This window comes from Streptomyces sp. NPDC058663 (genome assembly GCF_042716745.1).
Taxonomy (GTDB): Bacteria; Actinomycetota; Actinomycetes; order Streptomycetales; family Streptomycetaceae; genus Streptomyces.
The window spans coordinates 156,943-181,698 of the sequence record NZ_JBHXRV010000006.1; the positions used below are offsets into that span (position 1 = coordinate 156,943).

The window sequence follows — 24,756 nt, forward strand, 5'->3', positions numbered from 1 at the left end:
TACATCTACGGTGTGAGTAGATGAAAATATGACTCATTGGAAATCTAGCCCTAGACACCAGCAAAAAGGAAGAAAACTGACTAAATGGGGCACCTGGGCCGCGAGAGGCCGAATCCGGGGCCGTAACTCTTTCGAGTGACCGTCGTTGAGTTGGCTGAGGCGGTTGAAGGAAAGAGCGATCGGGCAAGTGTCCGAGAGTGTCAACCGCTCAGGTGACGACTTGTATTCAGCCTGGAGGCCCAAGGTGACGCGCATCAGCTGTGCGAGCGGCGGAGGTCGGTCATGACATCCGTCCTCGTCTGCGACGACTCCCCGCTTGCCCGAGAAGCGCTTCGCCGTGCGGTCGCGACCGTGCCCGGCGTCGAGCGCGTGACGACGGCCGCCAACGGTGAGGAAGTCCTCCGCCGCTGGGGCGCCGACCGTTCGGACCTGATTCTGATGGACGTACGGATGCCCGGTCTCGGCGGTGTCGAGACGGTCCGGCGTCTGCTGTCGGCCGACCCCGGCGCCCGGATCATCATGCTCACGGTCGCGGAGGACCTCGACGGGGTCGCGCTCGCGGTCGCCGCCGGAGCCCGCGGCTATCTGCACAAGGACGCGTCCCGCGCCGAGCTGCGCGCGACCGTGACGCAGGCCCTCGCCGACCCGACCTGGCGGCTCGCCCCGCGCCGGCTGCGGTCCGCCGAGATGGGCGCGGCCCCCACGCTCACCGCGCGCGAGATCCAGGTGCTGGAGGGCATGAGCCACGGCCGCTCCAACGCGGAGATCGGCCGTGAGCTCTTCCTCTCCGAGGACACGGTGAAGACGCACGCCAGGCGGTTGTTCAAGAAGCTCGGCGCCTCGGACCGGGCGCACGCGGTGGCGCTCGGGTTCCGGTGGGGTCTGGTCCGCTAGGACCGCGGCCGGTGTCGAACCACCACGCGTGAGAAGGTCCCCCGTCCGCCTCGTGCGGACGGGGCGCAGGACGCCCGATCCCGGTTCGGCGGCCGATGCCGCATCCTTGAGGGATGGGGTTCCTCGGGAACGGATCGGTCGAGCGGAAGGGGAGGGCGCGGGAGATGAGTCCTGGCGTACCTGCTCATAACGCTTCAGTGCACAACTACGGGCGCGGCGGCGCGGATGCCGGTACGTCAAGGCACCATGGACCGATGCGCGACGACGAGGCGGTGGCGGCCCAGGGGGCCATCGGTGCCCTGGTGCACCACGCCGTCGAGGGGGACGAGCAGGCCACGCACGACCTGCTCGCCCACGTACACCCGCTGGCCCTGCGCTATTGCAGGTCACGGCTGTCCCGGCTGCCCGGTGACGCTCGTCACTTCGTGGAGGACCTGGCCCAGGAGGTCTGCGTCGCGGTGCTGATGGCACTGCCGCGCTACAAGGACACCGGCCGGCCCTTCGAGGCCTTCGTCTTCGCCATCGCCGCCCACAAGGTCGCCGACCTCCAGCGTGCCGCGATGCGCCACCCCGGGTCGACCGCGGTGCCCTCCGACGAGATGCCGGAGCGGCCCGACGACTCGCTCGGCCCCGAGGAGCGGGCGCTGCTCAGCAGCGACGCCGCCTGGGCCAAGAAGCTGCTGGCCAATCTCCCCGAGCACCAGCGCGAGCTGCTGGTGCTGCGTGTCGCGGTCGGGCTGACCGCCGAGGAGACCGGGCAGAAGCTCGGAATGTCGCCGGGGGCGGTGCGTGTTGCACAGCACAGGGCGCTGAGCAGACTGCGCGCCCTCGCGGGGCAGTAGCCCCCCACGTCCGGCCCGCTCCTGTCGTACCGCGTACCGCATCGGCGTACCCGCGCGCGGGAGAAACGTACAAACTCGGCCGCTTGTCATGATCGTGGAATCCGACACGTCAGGTTCCCGTTAGCATGGACATCCGCGCCGGGCAAGACCATTTGGAAGGTGTCATGACTGCGAACGTCGATGGAGTGCCGGAGAAATTCGCGACGCTCGGGCTGACCTACGACGATGTGCTGCTGCTTCCTGGCGCGTCCGACATGGCACCCGACCAGATCGACACCTCCTCCCTGATCTCGCGGAACGTACGGGTGAACATCCCCCTGCTGTCCGCGGCCATGGACAAGGTCACCGAGTCCCGGATGGCCATCGCGATGGCCCGCCAGGGCGGAGTCGGCGTCCTGCACCGCAACCTCTCCATCGCCGACCAGGCCAACCAGGTCGACCTGGTCAAGCGCTCCGAGTCCGGCATGGTGACCGACCCGATCACCGTGCACCCGGACGCGACGCTGGCCGAGGCCAACCAGCTGTGCGCCAAGTTCCGCATCAGCGGCGTGCCGGTCACCGACGCGGCGGGCAAGCTGCTGGGCATCGTCACCAACCGCGACATGGCCTTCGAGACCGACCGCAGCCGTCAGGTGCGCGAGGTCATGACGCCGATGCCGCTGGTCACCGGGCACGTCGGGATCTCCGCCGTGGACGCGGTGCAGCTGCTGCGCCGCCACAAGATCGAGAAGCTGCCGCTGGTCGACGACGCGGGCATCCTCAAGGGCCTCATCACGGTCAAGGACTTCGTCAAGGCCGAGAAGTACCCGAACGCGGCCAAGGACGCCGAGGGCCGCCTCCTCGTCGGCGCGGCCGTCGGTGTGGCCGGTGACGCCTTCGAGCGCGCCCAGGCGCTGATCGAGGCCGGCGTCGACTTCATCGTGGTCGACACCGCGCACGGCCACTCCCGGCTGGTCGGCGACATGGTCGCCAAGATCAAGTCGAACTCCTCGCACGTCGACGTCATCGGCGGCAACATCGCCACCCGCGACGGCGCCCAGGCGCTCATCGACGCCGGTGTCGACGGCATCAAGGTCGGTGTCGGACCGGGCTCGATCTGTACGACGCGCGTCGTCGCCGGCATCGGCGTTCCGCAGGTCACCGCGATCTACGAGGCCTCGCTCGCCGCGAAGGCGGCCGGGGTCCCGGTCATCGGTGACGGCGGCCTGCAGTACTCCGGTGACATCGCCAAGGCGCTCGTCGCCGGCGCGGACACCGTGATGCTCGGCTCGCTGCTCGCGGGCTGCGAGGAGTCACCGGGCGAGCTGCTGTTCATCAACGGCAAGCAGTTCAAGTCGTACCGCGGCATGGGTTCGCTGGGTGCCATGCAGACCCGCGGCCAGGACAAGTCGTACTCCAAGGACCGGTACTTCCAGGAGGGCGTGCGTACCGACGACAAGCTCGTGCCCGAGGGCATCGAGGGCCAGGTGCCCTACCGGGGCCCGGTCTCGGCGGTCGTGCACCAGCTCGTCGGCGGTCTGCGCCAGTCGATGTTCTACGTCGGCGGCCGCACGGTTCCCGAGCTCCAGGACAACGGACGCTTCGTCCGGATCACGTCGGCGGGCCTCAAGGAGAGCCACCCGCACGACATCCAGATGACGGTCGAGGCGCCGAACTACAGCCGCAAGTAGCCGTAAGCAGTCCGCGCGCGGCGTGGGGCGGTCCCGGATCACCGGGACCGCCCCTTCGCTGCGTGTCGGGGATACTGGAACGGCAGACCAAGAGGGAAAGGCCACACAACGTGACTGAGATCGAGATCGGGCGCGGCAAGCGCGGCCGCAGGGCGTACGCGTTCGACGACATCGCCATCGTGCCGAGCCGGCGTACGCGGGACCCGAAGGAGGTCTCGATCGCCTGGCAGATCGACGCCTACCGCTTCGAGCTGCCGTTCCTGGCCGCCCCCATGGACTCGGTCGTCTCCCCGGAGACCGCCATCCGCATCGGGCAGCTCGGCGGGCTCGGCGTACTGAACCTCGAAGGCCTGTGGACGCGGTACGAGGACCCCGAGCCGCTGCTGGAGGAGATCCGCGAGCTGAACGACGAGGGCGCGGCCACCCGCCGCCTCCAGGAGATCTACGCCGAGCCGATCAAGGCCGAGCTGATCGGGCAGCGCATCAAGGAGGTGCGTGACTCGGGTGTGGTCACCGCCGCCGCGCTCTCCCCGCAGCGGACCGCGGAGTTCTCCAAGGCCGTCGTCGACGCCGGCGTGGACATCTTCGTCATCCGCGGCACCACCGTCTCCGCCGAGCACGTCTCCGGCGCGGCCGAGCCGCTCAACCTCAAGCAGTTCATCTACGAGCTGGACGTCCCGGTCATCGTCGGCGGCTGCGCCACCTACACCGCGGCCCTGCACCTGATGCGCACCGGCGCGGCCGGTGTGCTGGTGGGCTTCGGCGGCGGCGCCGCGCACACCACCCGCAACGTGCTGGGCATCCAGGTCCCGATGGCGACCGCCGTCGCGGACGTGGCAGCGGCCCGCCGCGACTACATGGACGAGTCCGGCGGCCGGTACGTGCACGTCATCGCCGACGGTGGCGTGGGCTGGTCCGGCGACCTGCCCAAGGCCGTCGCCTGCGGTGCGGACGCCGTCATGATGGGCTCCCCGCTGGCCCGTGCCACGGACGCACCCGGCCAGGGCCACCACTGGGGCATGGAGGCCGTCCACGAGGACGTGCCGCGCGGCAAGCGGATGAACCTGGGTGTCGTCGGCACCACGGAGGAGATCCTGACGGGTCCGGCGCACATCCCGGACGGTTCGATGAACCTCTTCGGCGCCCTGCGCCGCTCGATGGCGACGACGGGCTACAGCGAGCTCAAGGAGTTCCAGCGCGTCGAGGTGACGGTGGCGGACTCGCAGCACCGCCGCTGACCGCCCGTTCCGTACGCGTACGGCCGCAACGGAGGAGGGGCCCCGCACCGGGTTATCGGTGCGGGGCCCCTCCTTCTGTGCCGGGCGCTCCGGGTGCGGCGCTCCGGGAGCTGGTCGTTTACGAGGCCTTCTTGGTGCCCGCGACCGCGCCGACCACGGCGAGGACGAAGAAGAGGAACGTCATGAAGTCCAGCTCTTGCTTCCAGGCCTCGTTGAGCAGGCCGAAGTGCTCGGTGAGCATCGACATGACACCGACGCCCATGGCCTTGTCGGCCAGGATCGCCATGCCGAGCAGCTGGCCGAGGTACACGCCGATCAGCGAGAAGACCGAGGCGAAGACCATGACGACCGGGCTGCGGCCGCCGAGCTTGCCCGCGGCCAGACCGGTGAGGAAGCCGACGCCGACGGCGGCGTAACCCACCTCGGCCTCCAGCATGCCGATGACGGCGCCGTAGATGCCCGCGGTGACCAGGGCGACCACGAAGCCGGTCAGCAGGCCGCCCCCGACGTTGCCGCGCGCCGGAGCGGGCTCGGGCGGCGGGAAACCGCCGCCGAACTGGCCCTGCTGCGGGGGGAACTGGCCGCCGGGGAACTGGTGGGGCCCCTGCGGGTGGCCCTGCGGCGGCGGGTTCTGGGCGTACGGGTTGCCGCCGGGCTGCTGGGGTGGCTGAGCCGGATAGGACATGGGTGGTTCCCCCCTGGGAGTGATGTAAAGCGCGCATAAGTTCGATGGTGCGGGCTTGACGGTAGCAGCCGGCTCCGACAGGCGGGGGTGGGGATTGCGGGGCGGCCTCCTGCGCGACGTGTGCAGGTCGGCCAGGGGTGCGGGAGGCATGGGGGACCCGGTTCGGCGGATCGTGCCGGAGCGGTCCTACAGCCGGTACGTCGCTCCGGCCGGGCTCGCGCCGCGGGTGTCGAGCAGGAGTTGGGCCTTCACCGCGAGGCCCTGGAGGTCGTAGGTGCGGTGGTGCTGGAGCAGGATCGTCAGATCGGCCGCCGCGGCCGCCTCGTAGAGCGAGTCCGCGCGGGGGACCGGGACGTCGCGCACCCGCCAGTGCGGGACGTGCGGATCGTGGTAGGTGAGGTGGGCGCCCATGTCGCGCAGCCGGGAGGCGATTTCGGGGGCGGGGGAGTTCTCCTGGTCGGCGAGGTCGGGCTTGTAGGTGACGCCGAGGAGCAGCACGCGGGCACCGCGGGCGGACTTGCCGTGCTCGTTGAGGAGGGTGGCGCAGCGTTGCAGGACGTAGCTCGGCATCCGCCCGTTGATCTCCTGCGCCAGGCCGACCATGCGCAGCGGGTGGCCGGGGGTGCGGTTGCTGTACGAGAGGTAATTGGGGTCGAGGGGGACGCTGTGGCCGCCGACGCCGGGGCCCGGGCGGAAGGCCTGGAAGCCGTACGGCTTGGTCTCGGCGCAGCGGATCACGTCCCAGAGGTCGACGCCCAGGTCGTGGCAGAGGACGGCCATCTCGTTGGCGAGGGCGATGTTGACGTGCCGGTAGTTGGTCTCCAGGACGCCGACGGTCTCCGCCTCGCGGGGGCCACGCGCGCGTACCACCTTGTCGGTGAGGCGGCCGTAGAAGGCGGCGGCGGACTCGGTGCAGGCGGGCGTGAGGCCGCCGATGACCTTGGGGGTGTGGGCGTAGCCGTGACCGCGGTTGCCGGGGTCGAGCCGGGAGGGGGAGTAGGCGAGGTGGAAGTCGCGGCCCGCGCGCAGCCCGGAGCCCGTCTCCAGGAGGGGGCGCAGGATGTCCTCGGTGGCGCCCGGGTGGACGGCGGACTCCAGCAGCACGGTGGTGTGCGGGCGCAGCCTGGCGGCGAGGGTACGGGCGGCCGCCTCGACGGCGGACAGGTCGAGGGTGCGGTCCTGGCCGAGCCGGGTGGGCGCGCAGATGACGGCGGTACGGACGCGGCCCAGCTCGGCCGGGTCGGTCGTCGGACGGAACCCGCCCGCCAGCATCCGCCGGATCTCGGCCGCGGAGAGCGAGCCCTCCACCGGTGGCCGGCCGGCCGCCAGCTCGGCGACCGGGCGCGGATCGGTGTCGTAACCGATGGTGGCGACGCCGGCGGCGACGGCGGCCTGGGCGAGCGGGAGGCCGAGGTGGCCGAGTCCGATGACGGCGAGATCTGCGGGCATGGCGTGAGCCGTCCTTCCCTAGGGTCCGCCGGCGTGCGCTGTGCCCGCCCTAAGGGCAGGTGGGGCGGAGCGCAAGCCCTGTGGACAGTTCGAGCCGAGGAAATATCAGACTAGGCGTATATATGACCGTTATGAGGGATTTGCGGCACGGGTTCGGGGTGGCTCTGGGAGCGTGTCCCGGCGTCGTGCGGAGCCGCCCCTTCCCCTGGTTGTCCACAGGCGGTGGCTGAAGAAGGGACCTGGGTTGAGAATCGGGGGAGTGGCCCGGGGCAGGCTCCGTCCCACGGGACGACCGCGACCCCGACCGCACCCACCGCACCAACGGGAGGCAGCAGTGAGGACAGCGACACTGGGACCGGCCGAGCGCGCCCAGGCGCTCGCCGCGATGGCCGAGCGGGAACTGGACGTGCTGGTGGTGGGCGCGGGCGTGGTCGGCGCCGGGACGGCGCTGGACGCCGCGACCCGGGGTCTGTCCACCGGGCTCGTCGAGGCCCGCGACTGGGCCTCGGGCACCTCCAGCCGCTCCAGCAAGCTGATCCACGGCGGCCTGCGCTATCTGGAGATGCTCGACTTCGCCCTCGTCCGCGAGGCACTGAAGGAACGCGGTCTGCTCCTGGAGCGGCTGGCACCGCACCTGGTGAAGCCGGTGCCCTTCCTCTACCCCCTCCAGCACAAGGGCTGGGAGCGGTGGTACGCGGGATCGGGCGTGGCCCTGTACGACGCGATGTCGGTCTCCTCGGGGCACGGCCGCGGACTGCCCATGCACCGTCACCTGTCGCGGCGTCACGCGCTGCGGGTGGCTCCCGCGTTGAAGAAGGACGCGCTGACCGGGGCACTCCAGTACTACGACGCCCAGATGGACGACGCCCGGTTCGTGGCCACTCTGGTGCGCACCGCCGCCGCCTACGGCGCGCAGGTCGCCAACCGGGCGCGGGTGATCGGCTTCCTGCGCGAGGGTGAGCGCGTCGTCGGCGTACGAGTGGAGGACGTCGAGGCGCGCGGCGAGTACGAGATCCGGGCGAAGCAGGTCGTCAACGCGACGGGGGTGTGGACAGACGACACCCAGGCGCTGATCGGGGAGCGCGGGCAGTTCCACGTCCGCGCGTCCAAGGGAATTCACCTCGTGGTGCCCAAGGACCGCATTCACTCCTCCACCGGATTGATTTTGCGTACCGAGAAATCGGTGCTTTTCGTCATTCCGTGGGGAAGGCACTGGATCGTCGGAACGACGGACACGGACTGGGATCTCGACAAGGCGCACCCGGCGGCCTCCAGCGCGGATATCGACTATCTGCTGGAGCACGTGAATTCGGTGCTCGCCGTTCCGCTCACCAGGGACGACGTGCAAGGGGTGTACGCGGGACTGCGGCCGCTGCTGGCCGGGGAGTCGGACGCCACCAGCAAACTGTCGCGGGAGCACACGGTCGCCCACCCCGTACCCGGGCTGGTCGTCGTCGCGGGCGGCAAGTACACGACGTACCGGGTGATGGCCAAGGACGCCGTCGACGAGGCGGTGCACGCGCTGGACGTGCGGGTCGCGGAGTGCGTCACCGAGGACGTCCCGCTGGTCGGCGCCGAAGGCTACAAGGCCCTGTGGAACGCGCGGGCCAGGATCGCGGCCCGGACGGGGCTTCACGTGGTGCGCGTGGAGCATCTGTTGAACCGGTACGGATCGCTCGCGGAGGAACTCCTCGAACTGATCGCGGAGGACCCCGGCCTCGGCGATCCGCTCACCGGCGCCGAGGACTATCTGCGCGCGGAGGTCGTCTACGCCGCCTCGCACGAGGGGGCGCGCCACCTGGACGACGTACTCACCCGGCGCACCCGGATCTCCATCGAGACGTTCGACCGGGGCACACGCAGTGCGCTGGAGTGCGCCGAGTTGATGGCGCCGGTGCTTGGCTGGGACAAGGGACAGGTGGAGCGGGAGGTGGAGCACTACCAGAAGCGGGTGGAGGCGGAGCGCGAGTCGCAGCGCCAGCCGGACGATCTGACGGCCGACGCCGCACGGCTGGGGGCGCCGGACATCGTGCCGTTGTAGGGAGAGGATACGGAGGCGGGTGGGGCGCGGCCCGATCGCGCGCCCTGCCCCGGGGGTGGTGGTGGTCCGCGCGTGGGGGACAATGGGGGCTCTGCCAGGGCGGGTTGCCGCATCGCCGGGGAAGCTGCCGAAACGACCGACGTCATGTACGGACATGGGCTGCCATGGACGGACATGCGCGCACGGCCGGGGCGCGTGGCGAAGATCAGGGATCGCAGAGGGGACGCATGTCGGACGAGCGGAAGCAGTCGCCGAACAGCACGCAGGACGCCGTGTCCGACGATGAGGCGGGCGCGGAGGCAGCGGCCGCCGAAGCCGCCAAGGACGCCGCTTCGGACACCTCCGCGGAGGTCGAGGGGCGTCTGCTGGCCGGGCGTTACCGGCTCGGCGACGTACTCGGCCGGGGCGGTATGGGCACGGTCTGGCGGGCGATCGACGAGACACTGGGCCGGACCGTGGCGGTCAAGGAACTCCGTTTCCCGACCGCCATCGACGAGGACGAGAAGCGCCGCCTGATCACCCGGACCCTGCGCGAGGCGAAGGCCATCGCCCGGATCCGCAACCACGGGGCCGTCACCGTCTTCGACGTCGTCGACGAGGACGACCGGCCGTGGATCGTCATGGAGCTCATCGAGGGCAAGTCCCTCGCCGAAGCCGTGCGCGAGGACGGGCTGCTGACACCGCGCCGTGCGGCCGAGGTCGGCCTCGCCGTCCTCGACGTGCTCAGGGCGGCCCACCGGCAGGGCATCCTGCACCGCGACGTCAAGCCCTCCAACGTGCTGATCGCCGAGGACGGCCGGGTCGTCCTGACCGACTTCGGCATCGCCCAGGTGGAGGGCGACCCCTCGATCACCTCGACCGGCATGCTCGTCGGCGCGCCCTCGTACATCTCCCCGGAGCGCGCCCGCGGCCACAAGCCGGGCCCCGCGGCCGACCTGTGGTCGCTCGGCGGACTGATCTACGCGTCGGTGGAGGGAGTCCCGCCGTACGACAAGGGCTCCGCCATCGCGACGCTCACCGCGGTGATGACCGAGCCGGTGGACCCGCCGAAGCACGCGGGACCGCTGGAGGAGGTCATCTACGGGCTGCTCGCCAAGGACCCCGCCCAGCGGCTCGACGACGCGGGCGCCCGGGCGCTGCTCAACGACGTGCTCAACCAGCTCGACGACGCGGACGCGGCCGGCGACGAGCTGGCCCGCTCGGACGCCACGAAGGTGGTTCCGCTTCCGCCGGTGCCGGAGGAGCCTTCGGCACCGCTGAAGCCCTCGGCACCGCTGAAGCCGTCGGTGCCGCTGAAGAAGGAGAAGCGGGAGAAGCCGGCCAAGGCTCTGCCCGCGGCTGCGGCGACGGCTGCCGCGGCTCCCGCGGTGGCGGGTGCGGCAGCCGCCGGTGCGGCCACCACGGCAATGCAGTCCGGCGGTACGGGTTCCGGCTCCGGTTCCGGTTCGGCGCCGGCCGCCGGATCGGGTGGCGGGGGTACGCCGCCCGGGACCCTCGGCGGGATGTCGGCCGCCACGCGCAAGCGGGCACTGCTCGTGGTCGCGCTGGTGGCGGCCCTCGCCGTACTGGGCACCGTCCTCGCGCTCGCCCTGAACACCGACCCCCCGGCGGGCAAGGAGGAGGGCAAGAACGGCGGCGCTGCCACGAGTTCGAGCGGGGCCACGGCGGGCGGCGAGGGAAAGAAGGCGGACAAGACCCCGGACACGGGCACCGCCCCGGACAAGGGCGACGCCACGGCCGGTTCGGGCAGCACCGGCACCAAGCCCTCCGGCGACCCGGCCACCGGCAAGCCCGCCGACGGCGCGGTGCCCGCCGGATTCGAGACGGTCACCGACTCCCGTTTCCACTTCACGATGACGATGCCCGCCGGGTTCAGGCGGACGGCCATAGCGGGCGCGAACTCCGGCGGGATATACAGCAAGGACGGCGGATTCCCGCGCGTTCAGGTCGACTTCAACGGCAGCCCGAAGTCCGACGCGGCAGCCGCGTGGAACGCCGCGCGCGCCGTGGTCGCCGCCACCAGCGACGGCTACGAGCACATCGGGATAAAGCCCGTCGAGTACAACGGCTACCCCACCGTCGCCGACTGGGAGTTCACGCGCACCCAGCAGGGCCAGCGGGTTCACGTCCTCAACCGGGGGTTCAAGGTCGACGGCTCCCGCGGCTACTCGATCATGGTGAGCTGCCCGGCCGACGGCTGGCAGGGCGAGGAGTGCACCAAGCTCCGGGAGACCGCGTTCGCCACCTTCAAGCCGACCGGCTGAGCGGGATGCGGTGACACTGCCTCGCAACGGGGTATTGCCACGTATCGTGAGACGTCGCGGACCGTACGCAGCCGCAATACGCCGGTAAACGACTGGAATTGATGGTTTCGGGTACTTCCGAGGGACAGCCCCGAGGATCGACGGCAGGCCCCCCGGGGCAGGCTCCGATGGCCGGGGACAGCGGGGAAGAGCGCGCTTTGGGGAGGCGTCGTGGAGGACTACGCGGGTCGGGTGCTCGCCGACCGCTACCGCCTGCCGTTGCCGCCCTCGGACGAGTACGACCTGGTGGAGACCCGGGCCTTCGACGGGTACAGCGGTCAGGAAGTCCTCGTGCGGCAGGTGCCGCTGCCCGAGGTGGTGGACGCCGAGTTCCTCGACCACGACGGCGGGCCCGTGCACCGGCGGCCCGCCCCCGGCCGTGGCGGGCCCCGCCGGTCGGGAGATCCCGCCGTGCGGCGCGCGATCGAGGCCGCCCAGGCCGCCGCGCAGATTCCCGACCACCCCCGGCTCGACCAGGTCTTCGACGTGTTCGAGGAGGACGGCTCCCTGTGGATAGTGAGCGAGCTGGTGGCGGCACGGCCGCTGGCGGCGCTCCTCGCCGAGGCGCCGCTCAGCCCCTACCGGGCCGCCGAGGTCGCCTCGGACGTGCTCACGGCCCTACGGGTCCTGCACGCGCACGGCTGGACCCACCGGAACATCACCGTCCGCACCGTGCTGGTCTGTGACGACGGCCGCATCGTGCTGACCGGCCTGGCGGCGGGTGCAGCGGAGGAGGCGCTCTGCGGCTACGCGCCGATCCCCGGGGCGGCCGGCGGGGGTGCTTTGCTCGCCGGAGAAACGGACGCGGGCGGCCCGCAAGGTGCGGCGGGGCCGCCCGGCGAGGGCTGGGGCGACGCGGTGGTGCCGGTGCCGCGCGGCCATGTCGACCGGGGCGATGGGGGCTTCGGGGGGACGGGCAGCGGACCGGGCACGGGGCTGCCCGCGCTGCCGACGGACTTTCTGGGCCGGCAGGACGAGCAGCCCGACGCACGACAGGCACTGCCTCCGGGGGCACCGGGCCGGCACACGGGGCCCCTGGGTCCCGCGGGACCGGCGGGTACGTCCGGCCAGGCGGGTCCAGCAGGTGCCCCCGGCCCGGCGACACCTCCCGCGGCGGACGCGCGGGCGACTCGTGCCGGGGCGATCGCTGCCTACCGCGCGGGCGCCAGGGCAGCGGTCAAGGCCACCGAGGAGCAGCGCCGCCAGGCCGCCGCACCCGCACGCGGCCCGTACCTGCAGGACCCCGGCAGCGGCCCGGGAGCAGAACCGGGCGGCGCGACGGGCACCGGTACGGCCGACGGCCCCGGCGCGGGGTCTCCCTACGGCGCCGCGGCGGCGGGCACCGGACCGGTGTCGCCCTACGGCGAGGCCGCCGGACCCGCCGGGCGGCGGCCGGGCGCGGTCTCCCCGTACGGGACGGGCTCCGGGACCGGCAGCGGGAACAGCGGGACCGGCGGTTCCGGCGGCGGTACGGAGCCGACCAGGCCGGGCGCGGTCTCCCCGTACGGCAGGCCGACCCGGGCGATCTCGCCGTACGGCGAAGGAACGGGGCCCGCCCGCAGCGATCGCGGGGAAGGAACCGAGCGGGTCGGCGGGCAGACGCCCGGCACCAGCTGGCACGGCGTGCTGCCCAGGGGCGGCGGGGCCGGTGGCGAGGCCCTGCGCGCGGACGAACTGCGGCACAGCCAGCCGGGCCAGGCCCACGGGCAGGCCCAGGGGCAGAACCAGGCACAAGGGCGCGCGCAGAGCCAGGGCCACGGGCAGGCGCAGGGGCCCGGGCACGGCGCCGGCCGGCAGCCGGAAGGCCGGGCGGCAGGGCAGCAGGTGGAAGGCCGGGCGGCAGGGCAGCAGGCGGAGGGCCGATCGGCCGGACGGCAGCTCGCCGTGCCCGGCGCTCCGGCCGCGCCCCCCGCCCCCAGGGCGTCCGGCGGCAGCGGCCGCTGGGACGACGTCATCGCCGGGCTCCCGTACCGCGGCCCCAGCACCCCGCTGGCCGCCGAGCGCGCCCGGCAGACCCGTATCTCCGTCATCGGCGCGGTCACCGAGCGGTGGGCACCCGAGCAGGCCGGCCCTGTGTACGAGAACTGGCAGCTGGCGCCGCCGATCGGGCCCGCCACCGACCTGTGGGCACTGGGCGCGCTGCTGTTCCGCGTCGTACAGGGGCACGCGCCCTATCCGGAGGACAACGCCGCCGAGCTGGTGCAGATGGTGTGCGCCGAGCCGCCCGCCTTCGCGGAGGAGTGCGGTCCGCTGCGGCCCGTCGTGGAGTCGCTGCTGCGCCAGGACCCCACCGAGCGGCCCGACTTCGAGGAGCTGCGCGGCTGGCTGCGTTCCCTGGTGCGCTCCGCGCCCGAGCCGGACGCGGGCACCAAGGTCGTACCGCTGCCGTCACCGCCCGACGCCGCGCGGCTGCCGATCGTACGGCGCAGGGGCGAGCTGGTCCGCAAGCGCAAGGGCGGCTCGCAGCACGGGCGGCACCGGCACAAACAGGGCAAGGGCGGCGAGCAGCCCGCGAAGGGGGCCAGGCCGCCGCGTGCCCCACGGGTCCAGCGCGAGCCCAGGATCGCGGCGCGGCAGCCGCGCTCGCTGGGCAAGTGGCTGATCGTGCTCATCATGGCGGGACTGGCCGCGGCCGTCGTCTACGCCGTGGTGTTCCTGCCGAAGGGCGAGGGCGAGTCACCGGGCGGGCAGAACACGGGCAGCGGCCAGCAAGCCCCGTCCGGGCAGCAGCCGGACGGCGCACAGCAGCCTGCGCCCGAGCCCAGCGACGACGCCAAGGGCGACGGGGGCCAGGGCGACGGCGAGGCCGATGACGCCCCGTCGGCTTCCGCACCACCGCCCGCGCAGCAGAACCCGGCGTCGGACCTGCCGCCGGGGTACCGCATCGTCGAGGCCAAGGACGGGTTCCAGATCGCCGTCGACAAGAACTGGCGGCGCTCGCCGATGAACGACCGCGGGCAGGTCCGCTTCCAGGGGGGCGACCTCGAACTGGTGGTGGTTCCCGGCCGGGACACCGTCAAGGACAAGGGCGGCGACCCGATGGTCTACCAGCTCACGGAGGAGCCCGAGCTGGCGCAGGTGCGCGACTCCACCTGGGCCTCGTCGAGCGATCTGCGGCGCATCAGCGTCGGACAACAGGCCATGGCGGAAGGACAGTTCGCCTGGCCGGACGGCAGCGGCCGCGATGTCTTCGTCCGCAACCGGGCGATGATCATCGACGGGAAGTACCACATCGTCCAGGTCATCGGCCCGAAGACGCAGCGGGACGAGGTGTCGCGGGTGTACGAGGCCGCGGTGCAGCACTACCGCGCCGCGAAGTGAGTCCCGGCCGGATCTCGCGACCGGGACGGATCTCGCGCGGGGACGGAGCCTCGCGACCGGGCCGGACCCCGCGCGGGCACGGATCTCGCGACCGGGCCGGATCTCGCGCGGGCACGGAGCCTCGCGGCGGCCGAACCCCGCGCGGGGGCGGAGTCTCTCGATCGGGCCGAACCTCGTCAGGAGGCGCAGTCGCAGTCTCGGGACCGGCCCGAACTTCGCGCGAGAGGAGGGACATTGCCGCCCGGCGCCCCGGAGCGCGGCGGCCCGGCGGTCCAAGGACCGGGCGCTCCGACGGCCAAGGACCGGGCGCTCCGACGGCCCAGGGCCGGGCGCTGCGGTGGCCCGGCGGGCAGGGGGGCCGTGGCGGCCCGGTCACAGTGCGGTCTCGTGATCGCACTGTGTGCTCTCTCGGCAGCCCCGGTCCGTAACCTGGGTTCCCTAGGACACGGGGCGGTGGGCTGGACTGTGGAGAACGCGGGCAACAGTACGACAGGCGAGGCGGGCAGTGGCCCCGCTGAGGGGCACCTGCTGGCCGGGCGGTACCGGCTGGGCGATGTGCTCGGCAGCGGCGGCATGGGGCGGGTGTGGCGTGCCAGGGACGAAGTACTGCACCGCACCGTCGCCGTCAAGGAGTTGCGGGCCGGTCTGTACGCGTCCGAGGCCGAGCGCGCTCAACTGCACGCACGGACCCAGAACGAGGCGCGGGCTGCCGCCCGGATCAACCACCCCGGTGTCGTCACCGTGCACGACGTACTGGAGCACGACGACCGGCCGTGGATCGTCATGGAGTACGTCGACGGGCCCTCGATGGCGGACGCGCTCCAGGAGACCGGCGGCTTCGACGCCCGTGAGGCGGCCAGGATCGGGCTGCACGTCCTGGGCGCACTGCGCGCCGCGCACACCGTCGGCGTACTGCACCGGGACGTCAAGCCCGGCAATGTGATGCTGGCCAGGGACGGCCGGGTGCTGCTCACGGACTTCGGCATCGCTGCCATCGAAGGCGACTCCAACCTCACCCGTACCGGTGAACTGATCGGCTCCGTCGACTATCTGGCGCCCGAGCGGATACGTGGCGAGGACCCGGGCCCCGCCTCCGACCTGTGGTCTCTCGGCGCCACGCTGTACACCGCCGTCGAGGAACGTTCGCCGTTCCACCGTACGTCGCCCCTCGGTACGCTCCAGGCCGTGGTGGCGGAGGAGCCCGCGCCGACGTACCGCGCGGGGGCACTCGCCCCGGTGATCGTCGCGCTGCTCCGCAAGGAGGTGGCGGGCCGGCCGGGTGCCGAGGAGGCCCAGCGGATGCTGCTCGAAGCGATGGAGGGGCGGCAACCCCAGCAGGTGCCACCGCATCCGCCGACGCGGCGGGTCACCGAGGAGGAGCTGCAGGCCCCCGCCCACCTGCGGCCGACGGCTTCGGGCCCGCTACCGGGCCAGGGGCCCTCGGGGCATCCGCAGGCGCAGACCGCGGGCCATCCGCCCGGCCCGCAGACCGGTCAACCCGTCGGCCATCCGCCGGGCTACCCGCTCGGCACGGCCGCCGGTCACCCCGCCGGCCACCCGTCCGGTTACCCCGTTGGGCCCGCGTGGACACCGGTACAGGGAGCGACGCAGGGCCAGGGCCACCGCCCACCGCCGGTCACACGGCGTGCCAAGGCCGTGCTGGGAATCGTCGCGGCGGCGGTCGTCGGGGGCGGAGCCGTCTTCGGCGCGATCCAGTTCCTGGGTGACGAGGACGGAACCAAGGGCACAGCGGTCCGCGATTCCGCGGACCGGAGCGGAGGCAGGACTCCCCAGGGCGAAGGGGACAAACAGAGCCGGAACCAGAACCGCAGCCCGGACCGGACCCCGGACACCCATCCGGACCCGACCACGGACAACGACACGGCCCCGGCCCCGGGCGCCGGTCCGGACCCGACGCCGAGCACCGACCCGGACCGCAGCGGGGCCGGAGCGAACAGCCCGGGCACCGAACTCCCGGCCGGCTGGCGCTTGAGGCAGGAGGACGGGTTCAGCGTTCCCGTCCCGGAGGGGTGGCAGCGCGACGCGAGCAAGCCGGGCCAGTACGACTTCTCGCCCGACAACGGCCGCCACCTCATCCGTATCAACGTCGACCCGGACCCCGACTACAACAGTCCGTACCGGCACCTGGCCGATCTGGGACAGTACATCTCCGGGCGGCTGCCGGAGTACCGGCAACTCCGGCTGGAGGAGGGCACGTACCGCGATCGTCCGAGTGCCCGGCTGGACTTCACCTTCACCGAACGCGACACCAACCCGGGGCCCCGGTTCGCCGTGGACCACATGCACTTCGCCAGTAGCTCGGGGCCCGAGTACGCGATCTACGTGACGGGTCCGCTGGCCGACCGGGCCCAGACGCTCGAACGGTTCGACACGCTGCTCAAGGGCTGGCGGCACGCGGGGTAACGACCGGCGCCCGGCCGTGCAGGGAAGCAGCACCCGGCCGTGCCGGGAATCGGCGCCCGGCCGTGCAAGCAGCACCCGGGTCGTGCCGGGAAGCGGTGTCGGCCGTGCCCGGAAACGGGCCGAAGATTCTGGATCTCCTGTCGAATCCGGGAGAGCGCCCCTGATCAGGCCTTATGTGCCAGTGATCGCTGGCGTGGTCGTGAGAGCCCGGTGAAAAGCCATTACCGACGGGTACCAAATCGGCCCGCCGCGCCATACGCTCGCCCGTATGACGGACTCGCAGGCTCTCACGGCACCCCTCGGCACCAACCCCGTGGCCACTCCGCCCGCAGGCGCGCGTACCGCGGCGGACGTGATCACCCCCGAGGTGGTGGCCCAGCTGACCCGTGGAGTGGTCGGATCCGGACGGACCGCCAGCCACGGACCGCTCACCGGCGAGAAGCTCACCGACCTGCCCGAGTCCACGCCCGAGGACGTCGCCGTCGCCTTCGAGCGGGCCCGCGCCGCCCAGAGCGTGTGGGCGGCCGTCCCGGTCAGGCAGCGCGCCGCGGTCCTGCTGCGCTTCCACGACCTGGTGCTCCAGCGGCAGGCCGAGATCCTCGACCTGATCCAGCTGGAGACCGGCAAGGCCCGGCTGCACGCGCACGAGGAGATACAGGCCGTCGCGATGGCCGCCCGCCACTACGGCCGGCAGGCGCCCGCGTATCTGAAGGCCAAGCGGCACACCGGCGCCGTACCGACCCTGACCAAGGTCACCGAACAGCGTCAGCCGCGCGGTGTGGTCGGTCAGATCTCGCCGTGGAACTACCCCTTCGAGCTGTCCGTCGGGGACTGCCTGCCCGCCCTGGTCGCGGGCAACGCCCTGGTGATGAAGCCCGACACCGAGACCGCGCTGTCCGCCCTGTGGGGCCGCGACCTGCTCGTCGAGGCGGGGCTGCCGCCCGAGGTCTTCCAGGTCGTGCTGGGCGAGGGACCGGTCGTCGGCCCCGAGGTCGTCCGGCACGCCGACTACGTCTCCTTCACCGGCTCCACCCGCACCGGCCGGGAGATCGCGCAGAGCGCGGGCGCCCGCCTGGTCGGCGTCTCCCTCGAACTCGGCGGCAAGAACGCCATGCTGGTGCTGGAGGACGCCGACGTCGAGAAGGCCGCCGCCGGCGCCGTCCGCGCCTGCTTCGCCTCGGCGGGCCAGCTCTGCATCTCCATCGAGCGGCTGTACGTCCACGAGTCGATCGCCGACGACTTCGTGCAGCGCTTCGTCGCCCGTACGAAGGCGATGCGCCTGGGCACCGCCCTGGCGTACGGCGCCGACCTGGGTTCGCTGGTCGGTCCGCGCCAGCTGGAGACCGTCACCCGGCACGTGGACGAGGCCGTCAACAAGGGCGCCACCGTCCTCGCCGGCGGCACTGCCCGCCCCGACGTCGGCCCGTACTTCTACGAGCCGACCATCCTGGAGGGTGTCGAGGCCCCGATGGCGGTCTGCGGTGAAGAGACCTTCGGCCCCGTCGTCTCGATCTACCGGTTCCGCGACGAGGACGAGGTCATCGCCGAGGCCAACGGCACGTCGTACGGCCTGAATTCGAGCGTCTGGACCAAGAACGGCAAGCGCGGCCACGCCGTCGCCTCCCGGCTGCGCACCGGCACCGTCAACATCAACGAGGGCTACGGCCCCGCCTACGCCAGCGTCCGCGCCCCGATGGGCGGCATGAAGGAGTCCGGGCTCAGCCGCCGGCACGGCTCCGAGGGCATCCTCAAGTACACCGAGGCGCAGACCGTCGCCCACCAGCGGCTGATACCGCTCGCGCCGGCCTTCGGCATGGACGACGAGAAGTACGCCGCGTTCATGACCACCAGCCTCAAGGTCATGAAGGCCCTGCGCCTGCGCTGACGGCGACCGCCCACCCGCCTCCGCTTACACCGAACGAGGCCGTCCGCCTTCGCTTATACCGAACGAGGCCGTCCGACTGCTCCACCTTCACCGAACGAGGCCGCCCGACCCCCTTCGCTTTTCACCGAACGAGGAGTGCCAGTGCCGCAGGAGAGCTCTGCCCAAAACCAGGACACGGAGCAGGAGTTCGACTACGACGTCATCGTCGTGGGCTCGGGCTTCGGCGGTGCCGTCTCCGCGCTCCGGCTCACCGAGAAGGGGTACCGGGTCGGCGTCCTGGAGGCAGGCCGCCGCTTCACCCGCGAGACCCTGCCCCGGAACTCCTGGGACCTGAAGAACTACCTGTGGGCTCCCGCGCTGGGCCTGTTCGGCATCCAGCGGGTGCACCTGCTGGGCAACGTCATGGTCCTGGCGGGCGCGGGCGTCGGCGGCGGTTCGCTGAACTACGCCAACACCCTCTACGTGCCGCCCGCTCCCTTCTTCGAGGACCAGCAGTGGGCGGGCATCACCGACTGGCAGGCCGAACTCGCCCCCTACTACGACCAGGCCAAGCGGATGCTGGGGGTGCGCCTCAATCCGACCATGACCCCCTCCGACGTCCACCTGAAGGCGACCGCCGAGGCGATGGGGGTGGGCGACACCTTCCACCTGGCCCCGGTGGGAGTGTTCTACGGCGACGGGCGGGACGCCGACGGTTCCTCGACGACGGGGCCGGGACGGGAGGTGCCCGACCCGTACTTCGGCGGGAAGGGCCCGGCCCGCAAGGCCTGCACCGAGTGTGGCGAGTGCATGACGGGCTGCCGGCACGGGGCAAAGAACACCCTCAACGAGAACTACCTGCACCTCGCCGAGCAGGCCGGCGCGGTCATCCACCCGATGACGTCCGTCCTCGGCATCGCGGAGCACCCCGAGGGCGGTTACCGCGTCGCGACCGCCCCCACCGACAACCGCCGCAAGGGCACCGCGAGGATCCTGCGCTCCGCACGCGTGGTGGTCGCGGCCGGCACGTACGGCACCCAGACCCTGCTGCACGCCATGAAGGACGGCGGCCACCTGCCGCGCATCTCCGCCAGGCTGGGCGAGCTGACCCGTACCAACTCCGAGGCGCTGGTGGGCTCCCAGACCACCGACCGCCGCTACCGCAAGGCCCACGGCCCCCAGCTCGGCGCGTCGCGCGGCTCAAGGAAGGTCGATTTCACTCGCGGAGTGGCCATCACATCCTCCATCCACCCGGACGTCAACACCCACATCGAGCCGGTGCGCTACGGCCGGGGTTCCAACGCGATGGGCGCGATGTCGATCCTTCAGGTGCCGTACGCGGAGAAGTTCCCGCGCGTGCTCGGCTGGGCGGCGAACATGGTCCGCCACCCGGTGCTGGCCGCCCGTTCGCTCTCCAACCACCGCTGGTCGGAGAAGACCATCATCGGCCTCGTCATGCAGTCCCTGGACAACTCCCTGACCACCTACCGCAAGCCGGACGGCATCGGGAAGGGCCTGCTCACCGCCCGCCAGGGACACGGCGCGCCCAACCCCAAGCAGATACCCGAGGCCTCCCGCGCGGCCACCCTCCTCGCCAAGGAGATCAACGGCTTCGCCGGCAGCAACGTCGGCGAGCTGATGGGCACCCCGCTCACGGCGCACTTCCTGGGCGGCTGCCCGATCGGCGCGAGCGCGGAGGAGGGTGTCATCGACCCCTACCACCGGCTGTACGGACACCCGGGGATCTCGGTCGTCGACGGCTCCGCGGTCTCCGCGAACCTCGGGGTGAACCCGTCGCTGACCATCACCGCGCAGGCGGAGCGGGCGATGTCCCTGTGGCCCAACAAGGGCGAGCCGGACACCCGCCCCGAGCAGGGGTCCGGCTATGTGCGCCTCGCCGCGGTCGAGCCGAAGAACCCGGCCGTACCGGCGGAGGCGTTCGGCGCGCTGCGGCTGCCGCTGCTCGCGATCCCCGAGGTGCCGCCGAAGAAGCCCTGACCGGGAGGGCGGGCACGCGACACCGGACGGGGCGGGCGGGCACGCGAAACCTGACCGGAAGGGCGGGCACGCGAAAGGGGGGCTGCATTCCCCTCCGAATGCAGCCCCCCTCCCTTGTTCCGGAGCGGTCACGCGGTCGCCGCGCGGCTACGCCGTTCTCGCGTGGCTACGCCGTCCTCGCGGGACTGCGCCGTCCGCGCGTGGTTACGCGTCGGACTTGCGGCGGCGCACCAGGAACAGCGCACCCGCGCCCAGCACGACGGCCGCGCCACCGGCGATGCCGAAGACCGGGACCTGCGAGGACGCACCGGTCTCCGCCAGGTTGCCGGTGACCGACGGGACCTTGCCCGGGGCGGGCTTGGCGCCGGGCAGCGGCACCTTGCCGCCTTCCTGCGGCTTGGTGCCGGAGGTGTCCGTACCGGCCTTGACGATCTGGAACTTGTACGCGGTCTCGCCCGCGCCGATGCAGCCCTTGTCCAGGTCGACGTACACGCCGCCGCCGAGGGTGAAGCCGGCACCCACGGGGGCGCCCGCCGCGACGTTGAGGCGCAGCTTGATGTTGACCTCGAAGTCGGGCTCCAGCGTGTCGGTCTCGCCCACGTAACCGGCGGCCAGGTCGTCCAGGCTGACGGGCTGCCAGCTCTTGCTGGTCTCGTCGTACGCCTCCAGCTGGACCTGCTTCGTGGTGAAGAGGTTCGAGCCGTCCTTGTCGGCGGCGGCGCCCGCGAAGACGGTCACCCCGTCGAGGTTGCGGTCCGACTTGTTGTGGACGTTCAGGTTGAACGGGTGCCAGCCACTGCCCGCGGCGATCTTGCCGGGCAGACCGCTGATCGTCAGGTCGATGGAGACGTCCTGGCACTCACCCGGTATCTCCTCGTCCGGGGCGGACGGGGTCGGCTTGCCGGAAGGCGTCTTGCTCGGCGTGGTAGACGGCGTCCCGCTGGGCGTGGCCGTGGCCGACGGCGTCTTGCTCGGCGTTGCGTCGGGGCCCTTCGTCGGCGTGGCCGACGGCGTCTTGCTGGGCGTGGCCGAGGCCGAAGGCGTACCGCTCGGCGTCACGCTGACGGACGCGGAGGGGGTCGGGGTGGTCGTGGCGTACGCGGCCGAGGCCGAGAACAGCGAGACCGGGGCGATGACGGCCGTGGCGGCCGCGAGGGCCAGTGAACGGCGAAGTTTCATGGAGCCTCAGAAAGTCTGGCGCACCTACAGGGGGACGTGGTGCGAGATGTGAGGGGCCTGCGGTGCGGGAGCGCACCGAAGAGTCCTATGGGTACGCAGGAGAGACCTGTGGCCGTGCCCAAAGGTTGTACGCGTACATACAAAACATTTACGTGAGCCGCGTCACACCCGAGGCGCTGGCCGGCCCTCTGCGCGCGGGGGCGGGGCGGGGGCGACAGGCGGCCCTCTGTGCGCGGTGGCGGAAGTGACAGGCGGCGCGCCGCGCGCCGCAGGAGGGCGGGTCCTGCCGACCGGCTCCGGGCGTCCCCGGAGCCGACCGTCTGGGCGACCGGTGATGGCTGTCCCCTGCCTTCCGGTCACACACGCTGGGGCGAGGTCCCACGGCGCACCGGCCGAAGCCCGTGCGCCACACGCCCCAGCCGGGCCACGCGTGGCACCGGGACCAACGAAGCCGCGTCCGGCCGGGTCACGCGCCGTACGAGTGAGTGCGGGAACGCACGCGCTGCCGCGGACCCGGCGGGCGGGCGCACGCACTGCCGCCGGGCACTCACACCCGGCCGCGGCACAGCTCCAGCAGCGTCATCGCGAGGGACGTGCCCGGCTTGCCGAGGGCGTCGCTGTAGTGGGCGAGCACCTCCATCTCGCGGGACAGATTGACCCGGCGGCCGCCCGAGGCGATGCGGGCCTGCTGGATGACGGCCGAGACGGCCATCCGTTCCTGGACCAGCCCGATGATCCGGTCGTCCAGTGCGTCGATCCGCTCCCGCGCGCCCGTGATCAGGGCGGCGGCGTCCTCGGTGCGGGCGCCGGTGATCTCGGTGGCGGTCTCCGCGCGGTGCCCGGCGGCGGGGGCGGTGCGTGCGGCAGGGGCGGTGGTGGTGGCGGTGCTCATGTCCGTACTCCTGAAGTGAGGGTGCGCGCCCCTTCGAAGGACCTCAGGTCCGGAAACGACAGAGCGCCCCGGGCCTGATCGGCCCGGGGCGCCTGGGAAGTCGCTTGTCAGTTGCTACAAGCAGCACGACCGTGGCAGCCGGACGGGCCGGTTGCCATAGGTAAAGACGAAGGTCTGGTGCTTGCGCATGGCTCCAGTATCGCCCCACGCGCGCGTGGAGCGTCAATCCGGGCTCGTACGGTGAGACGAACCGGGCGCCCCCGGCCCCGGTAGAATCGACAAAACCGACCCACCTGCTCCCACCGCCGGAAGGCCGCCAGTGTCATCTGCGTCCCCCGCTGCCGCGCCAGACGTCGTTCTCGTCGTCGACTTCGGTGCCCAGTACGCCCAGCTCATCGCCCGCCGCGTCCGCGAGGCCCGGATCTACAGCGAGATCGTCCCGAGCACCATGCCGGTGGCCGAGATGCTGGCCAAGAACCCCAAGGGGATCATCCTCTCCGGCGGTCCCTCCTCGGTGTACGCCGAGGGCGCCCCGGCCATCGACCGCGCGCTCTTCGAGGCCGGGGTCCCGGTCTTCGGCATGTGCTACGGCTTCCAGATCATGGCCACCACGCTCGGCGGCACCGTCGACGACAACGGTGCCCGTGAGTACGGCCGTACGCCGCTGAAGGTCACCCGCTCCGGCTCCACCCTCTTCGAGGGCACCCCCGACGAGCAGTCGGTGTGGATGTCGCACGGAGACGCCTGCTCCGCCGCCCCCGAGGGCTTCACCGTCACCGCGTCCACCGACGTCGTACCTGTCGCCGCCTTCGAGAACGACGAGAAGAAGCTCTACGGCGTCCAGTACCACCCCGAGGTGCTGCACTCCACCCACGGCCAGCAGGTCCTGGAGCACTTCCTCTACCGCGGCGCCGGCATCGAGCCCACCTGGACGACCGGCAACGTCATCGAGGAGCAGGTCGCCCTCATCCGCGAGCAGGTCGGCGACAAGCGCGCCATCTGCGGCCTCTCCGGAGGCGTCGACTCCGCGGTTGCCGCCGCCCTCGTGCAGAAGGCCATCGGCGACCAGCTGACCTGCGTGTACGTCGACCACGGGCTGATGCGCAAGGGGGAGACCGAGCAGGTCGAGAAGGACTTCGTCGCGGCGACCGGCGCCCGTCTGGTGGTCGTGGACGCGCAGAAGCGCTTCCTCGACGCGCTGGCCGGGGTCTCCGACCCGGAGACCAAGCGGAAGATCATCGGTCGCGAGTTCATCCGCGTCTTTGAGCAGGCGCAGCTGGAGATCATGCAGGAGGAGGGCCCCGAGGTCGCCTTCCTCGTCCAGGGCACCCTGTACCCGGACGTCGTCGAGTCCGGCGGCGGCACCGGCACCGCCAACATCAAGTCCCACCACAACGTCGGCGGCCTCCCCGACGACATCGAGTTCGAGCTCGTCGAGCCGCTGCGCCAGCTGTTCAAGGACGAGGTCCGGATGGTCGGCCAGGAGCTCGGCCTGCCCGAGGAGATCGTCCAGCGCCAGCCGTTCCCCGGCCCCGGCCTGGGCATCCGCATCGTCGGCGAGGTCACCAAGGAGCGGCTCGACCTGCTGCGCGACGCCGACGCGATCGCCCGCGAGGAACTGTCCGCGGCCGGTCTGGACCGCGAGATCTGGCAGTGCCCGGTCGTGCTGCTCGCCGACGTGCGCTCCGTGGGCGTGCAGGGCGACGGCCGCACCTACGGCCACCCGATCGTGCTGCGCCCGGTCTCCTCCGAGGACGCCATGACGGCGGACTGGACGCGGATGCCGTACGACGTCCTGGCGAAGATCTCGACGCGGATCACCAACGAGGTGGCCGACGTCAACCGTGTGGTGCTCGACGTGACGAGCAAGCCGCCGGGCACCATCGAGTGGGAGTAACACCTCCCCCTCGCCACGACACCGATGCCGCCGCCCGTACCCTCGGGCGGCGGCATCGC

General features: G+C 72.0%; 15 protein-coding genes. 11 read left to right on the forward strand and 4 right to left on the reverse strand.

The annotated features are described in order from the left end of the window. Positions 1–282 precede the first annotated feature (282 nt). From ACFWVV_RS06610 to ACFWVV_RS06625, 4 genes are all read left to right on the forward strand, one after another. Positions 283–894 (forward strand): response regulator transcription factor, encoded by a 612-nt coding sequence (locus ACFWVV_RS06610; RefSeq protein ID WP_003948568.1) that lies wholly within the window; start codon positions 283–285, stop codon positions 892–894. 254 nt (positions 895–1,148) lie between these two features. Beyond that, positions 1,149–1,736 (forward strand): sigma-70 family RNA polymerase sigma factor, encoded by a 588-nt coding sequence (locus ACFWVV_RS06615; RefSeq protein WP_185028094.1) that lies wholly within the window; start codon positions 1,149–1,151, stop codon positions 1,734–1,736. A 164-nt stretch (positions 1,737–1,900) separates the two neighbouring features. Next, positions 1,901–3,406, forward strand: a complete 1,506-nt coding sequence (guaB, locus tag ACFWVV_RS06620; RefSeq protein ID WP_384350084.1) for an IMP dehydrogenase — start codon at positions 1,901–1,903, stop codon at positions 3,404–3,406. Positions 3,407–3,516: 110 nt separating this feature from the next. Then, a complete protein-coding gene (locus ACFWVV_RS06625) occupies positions 3,517–4,644 on the forward strand; it encodes a GuaB3 family IMP dehydrogenase-related protein (protein WP_384350087.1) in 1,128 nt (375 codons plus the stop codon). Between the two features lie 118 nt (positions 4,645–4,762). Here ACFWVV_RS06625 and ACFWVV_RS06630 read toward each other — a convergent pair whose 3' ends face one another. Together ACFWVV_RS06630 and ACFWVV_RS06635 are read right to left on the reverse strand one after the other, a co-directional pair. After that, positions 4,763–5,329, reverse strand: coding sequence for a hypothetical protein (locus tag ACFWVV_RS06630; RefSeq protein WP_384350090.1), 567 nt, complete (start codon positions 5,327–5,329; stop codon positions 4,763–4,765). A 186-nt stretch (positions 5,330–5,515) separates the two neighbouring features. Continuing rightward, entirely contained in the window at positions 5,516–6,778 is a 1,263-nt protein-coding gene (locus tag ACFWVV_RS06635; RefSeq protein WP_384350093.1) for a nucleotide sugar dehydrogenase, read from the reverse strand. A 334-nt stretch (positions 6,779–7,112) separates the two neighbouring features. Here ACFWVV_RS06635 and ACFWVV_RS06640 point away from each other — a divergent pair, with 334 nt between their 5' ends. The 6 genes from ACFWVV_RS06640 to ACFWVV_RS06665 all read left to right on the forward strand — a co-directional run bounded on the left by ACFWVV_RS06640 (position 7,113) and on the right by ACFWVV_RS06665 (position 20,729). After that, entirely contained in the window at positions 7,113–8,819 is a 1,707-nt protein-coding gene (locus ACFWVV_RS06640) for a glycerol-3-phosphate dehydrogenase/oxidase (RefSeq protein ID WP_384350096.1), read from the forward strand. Positions 8,820–9,046: 227 nt separating this feature from the next. Beyond that, positions 9,047–11,083 carry a serine/threonine-protein kinase gene (locus ACFWVV_RS06645; protein WP_384350098.1) on the forward strand — a complete coding sequence of 679 codons (2,037 nt, stop codon included), beginning with the start codon at positions 9,047–9,049 and terminating at the stop codon, positions 11,081–11,083. A 210-nt stretch (positions 11,084–11,293) separates the two neighbouring features. Then, a complete protein-coding gene (locus ACFWVV_RS06650) occupies positions 11,294–14,443 on the forward strand; it encodes a protein kinase (protein WP_384350101.1) in 3,150 nt (1,049 codons plus the stop codon). A 573-nt stretch (positions 14,444–15,016) separates the two neighbouring features. Further along, positions 15,017–16,867, forward strand: a complete 1,851-nt coding sequence (locus ACFWVV_RS06655; protein WP_384350176.1) for a protein kinase — start codon at positions 15,017–15,019, stop codon at positions 16,865–16,867. Between the two features lie 268 nt (positions 16,868–17,135). Further along, entirely contained in the window at positions 17,136–18,752 is a 1,617-nt protein-coding gene (locus ACFWVV_RS06660; protein WP_384350104.1) for a succinic semialdehyde dehydrogenase, read from the forward strand. A 141-nt stretch (positions 18,753–18,893) separates the two neighbouring features. Beyond that, positions 18,894–20,729, forward strand: coding sequence for a GMC oxidoreductase (locus ACFWVV_RS06665; RefSeq protein WP_384350106.1), 1,836 nt, complete (start codon positions 18,894–18,896; stop codon positions 20,727–20,729). A 204-nt stretch (positions 20,730–20,933) separates the two neighbouring features. Here the strand turns inward: ACFWVV_RS06665 and ACFWVV_RS06670 are convergent, their stop codons facing one another. After that, positions 20,934–21,908: an LAETG motif-containing sortase-dependent surface protein gene (locus ACFWVV_RS06670; protein ID WP_384350109.1), complete on the reverse strand. Its 975-nt coding sequence runs from the start codon at positions 21,906–21,908 to the stop codon at positions 20,934–20,936. A gap of 547 nt (positions 21,909–22,455) precedes the next feature. Beyond that, complete coding sequence (locus ACFWVV_RS06675; protein WP_384350112.1) at positions 22,456–22,800, reverse strand: chorismate mutase; 345 nt, start codon at positions 22,798–22,800, stop codon at positions 22,456–22,458. 319 nt (positions 22,801–23,119) lie between these two features. Here ACFWVV_RS06675 and guaA point away from each other — a divergent pair, with 319 nt between their 5' ends. Continuing rightward, positions 23,120–24,697, forward strand: coding sequence for a glutamine-hydrolyzing GMP synthase (gene guaA, locus ACFWVV_RS06680; protein WP_384350115.1), 1,578 nt, complete (start codon positions 23,120–23,122; stop codon positions 24,695–24,697). Positions 24,698–24,756 lie beyond the last annotated feature (59 nt).

Excerpts from the sequence above, each read along its gene's own strand:
- ACFWVV_RS06610 (WP_003948568.1), top strand. The coding sequence starts at position 283 with ATGACATCCGTCCTCGTCTGCGACGACTCCCCGCTTGCCCGAGAAGCG.
- ACFWVV_RS06615 (WP_185028094.1), top strand. The coding sequence starts at position 1,149 with ATGCGCGACGACGAGGCGGTGGCGGCCCAGGGGGCCATCGGTGCCCTG.
- guaB (WP_384350084.1), top strand. The coding sequence starts at position 1,901 with ATGACTGCGAACGTCGATGGAGTGCCGGAGAAATTCGCGACGCTCGGG.
- ACFWVV_RS06630 (WP_384350090.1), bottom strand. The coding sequence starts at position 5,329 with ATGTCCTATCCGGCTCAGCCACCCCAGCAGCCCGGCGGCAACCCGTAC.
- ACFWVV_RS06635 (WP_384350093.1), bottom strand. The coding sequence starts at position 6,778 with ATGCCCGCAGATCTCGCCGTCATCGGACTCGGCCACCTCGGCCTCCCG.
- ACFWVV_RS06645 (WP_384350098.1), top strand. The coding sequence starts at position 9,047 with ATGTCGGACGAGCGGAAGCAGTCGCCGAACAGCACGCAGGACGCCGTG.
- ACFWVV_RS06655 (WP_384350176.1), top strand. The coding sequence starts at position 15,017 with ATGGGGCGGGTGTGGCGTGCCAGGGACGAAGTACTGCACCGCACCGTC.
- ACFWVV_RS06660 (WP_384350104.1), top strand. The coding sequence starts at position 17,136 with ATGACGGACTCGCAGGCTCTCACGGCACCCCTCGGCACCAACCCCGTG.
- ACFWVV_RS06670 (WP_384350109.1), bottom strand. The coding sequence starts at position 21,908 with ATGAAACTTCGCCGTTCACTGGCCCTCGCGGCCGCCACGGCCGTCATC.
- ACFWVV_RS06675 (WP_384350112.1), bottom strand. The coding sequence starts at position 22,800 with ATGAGCACCGCCACCACCACCGCCCCTGCCGCACGCACCGCCCCCGCC.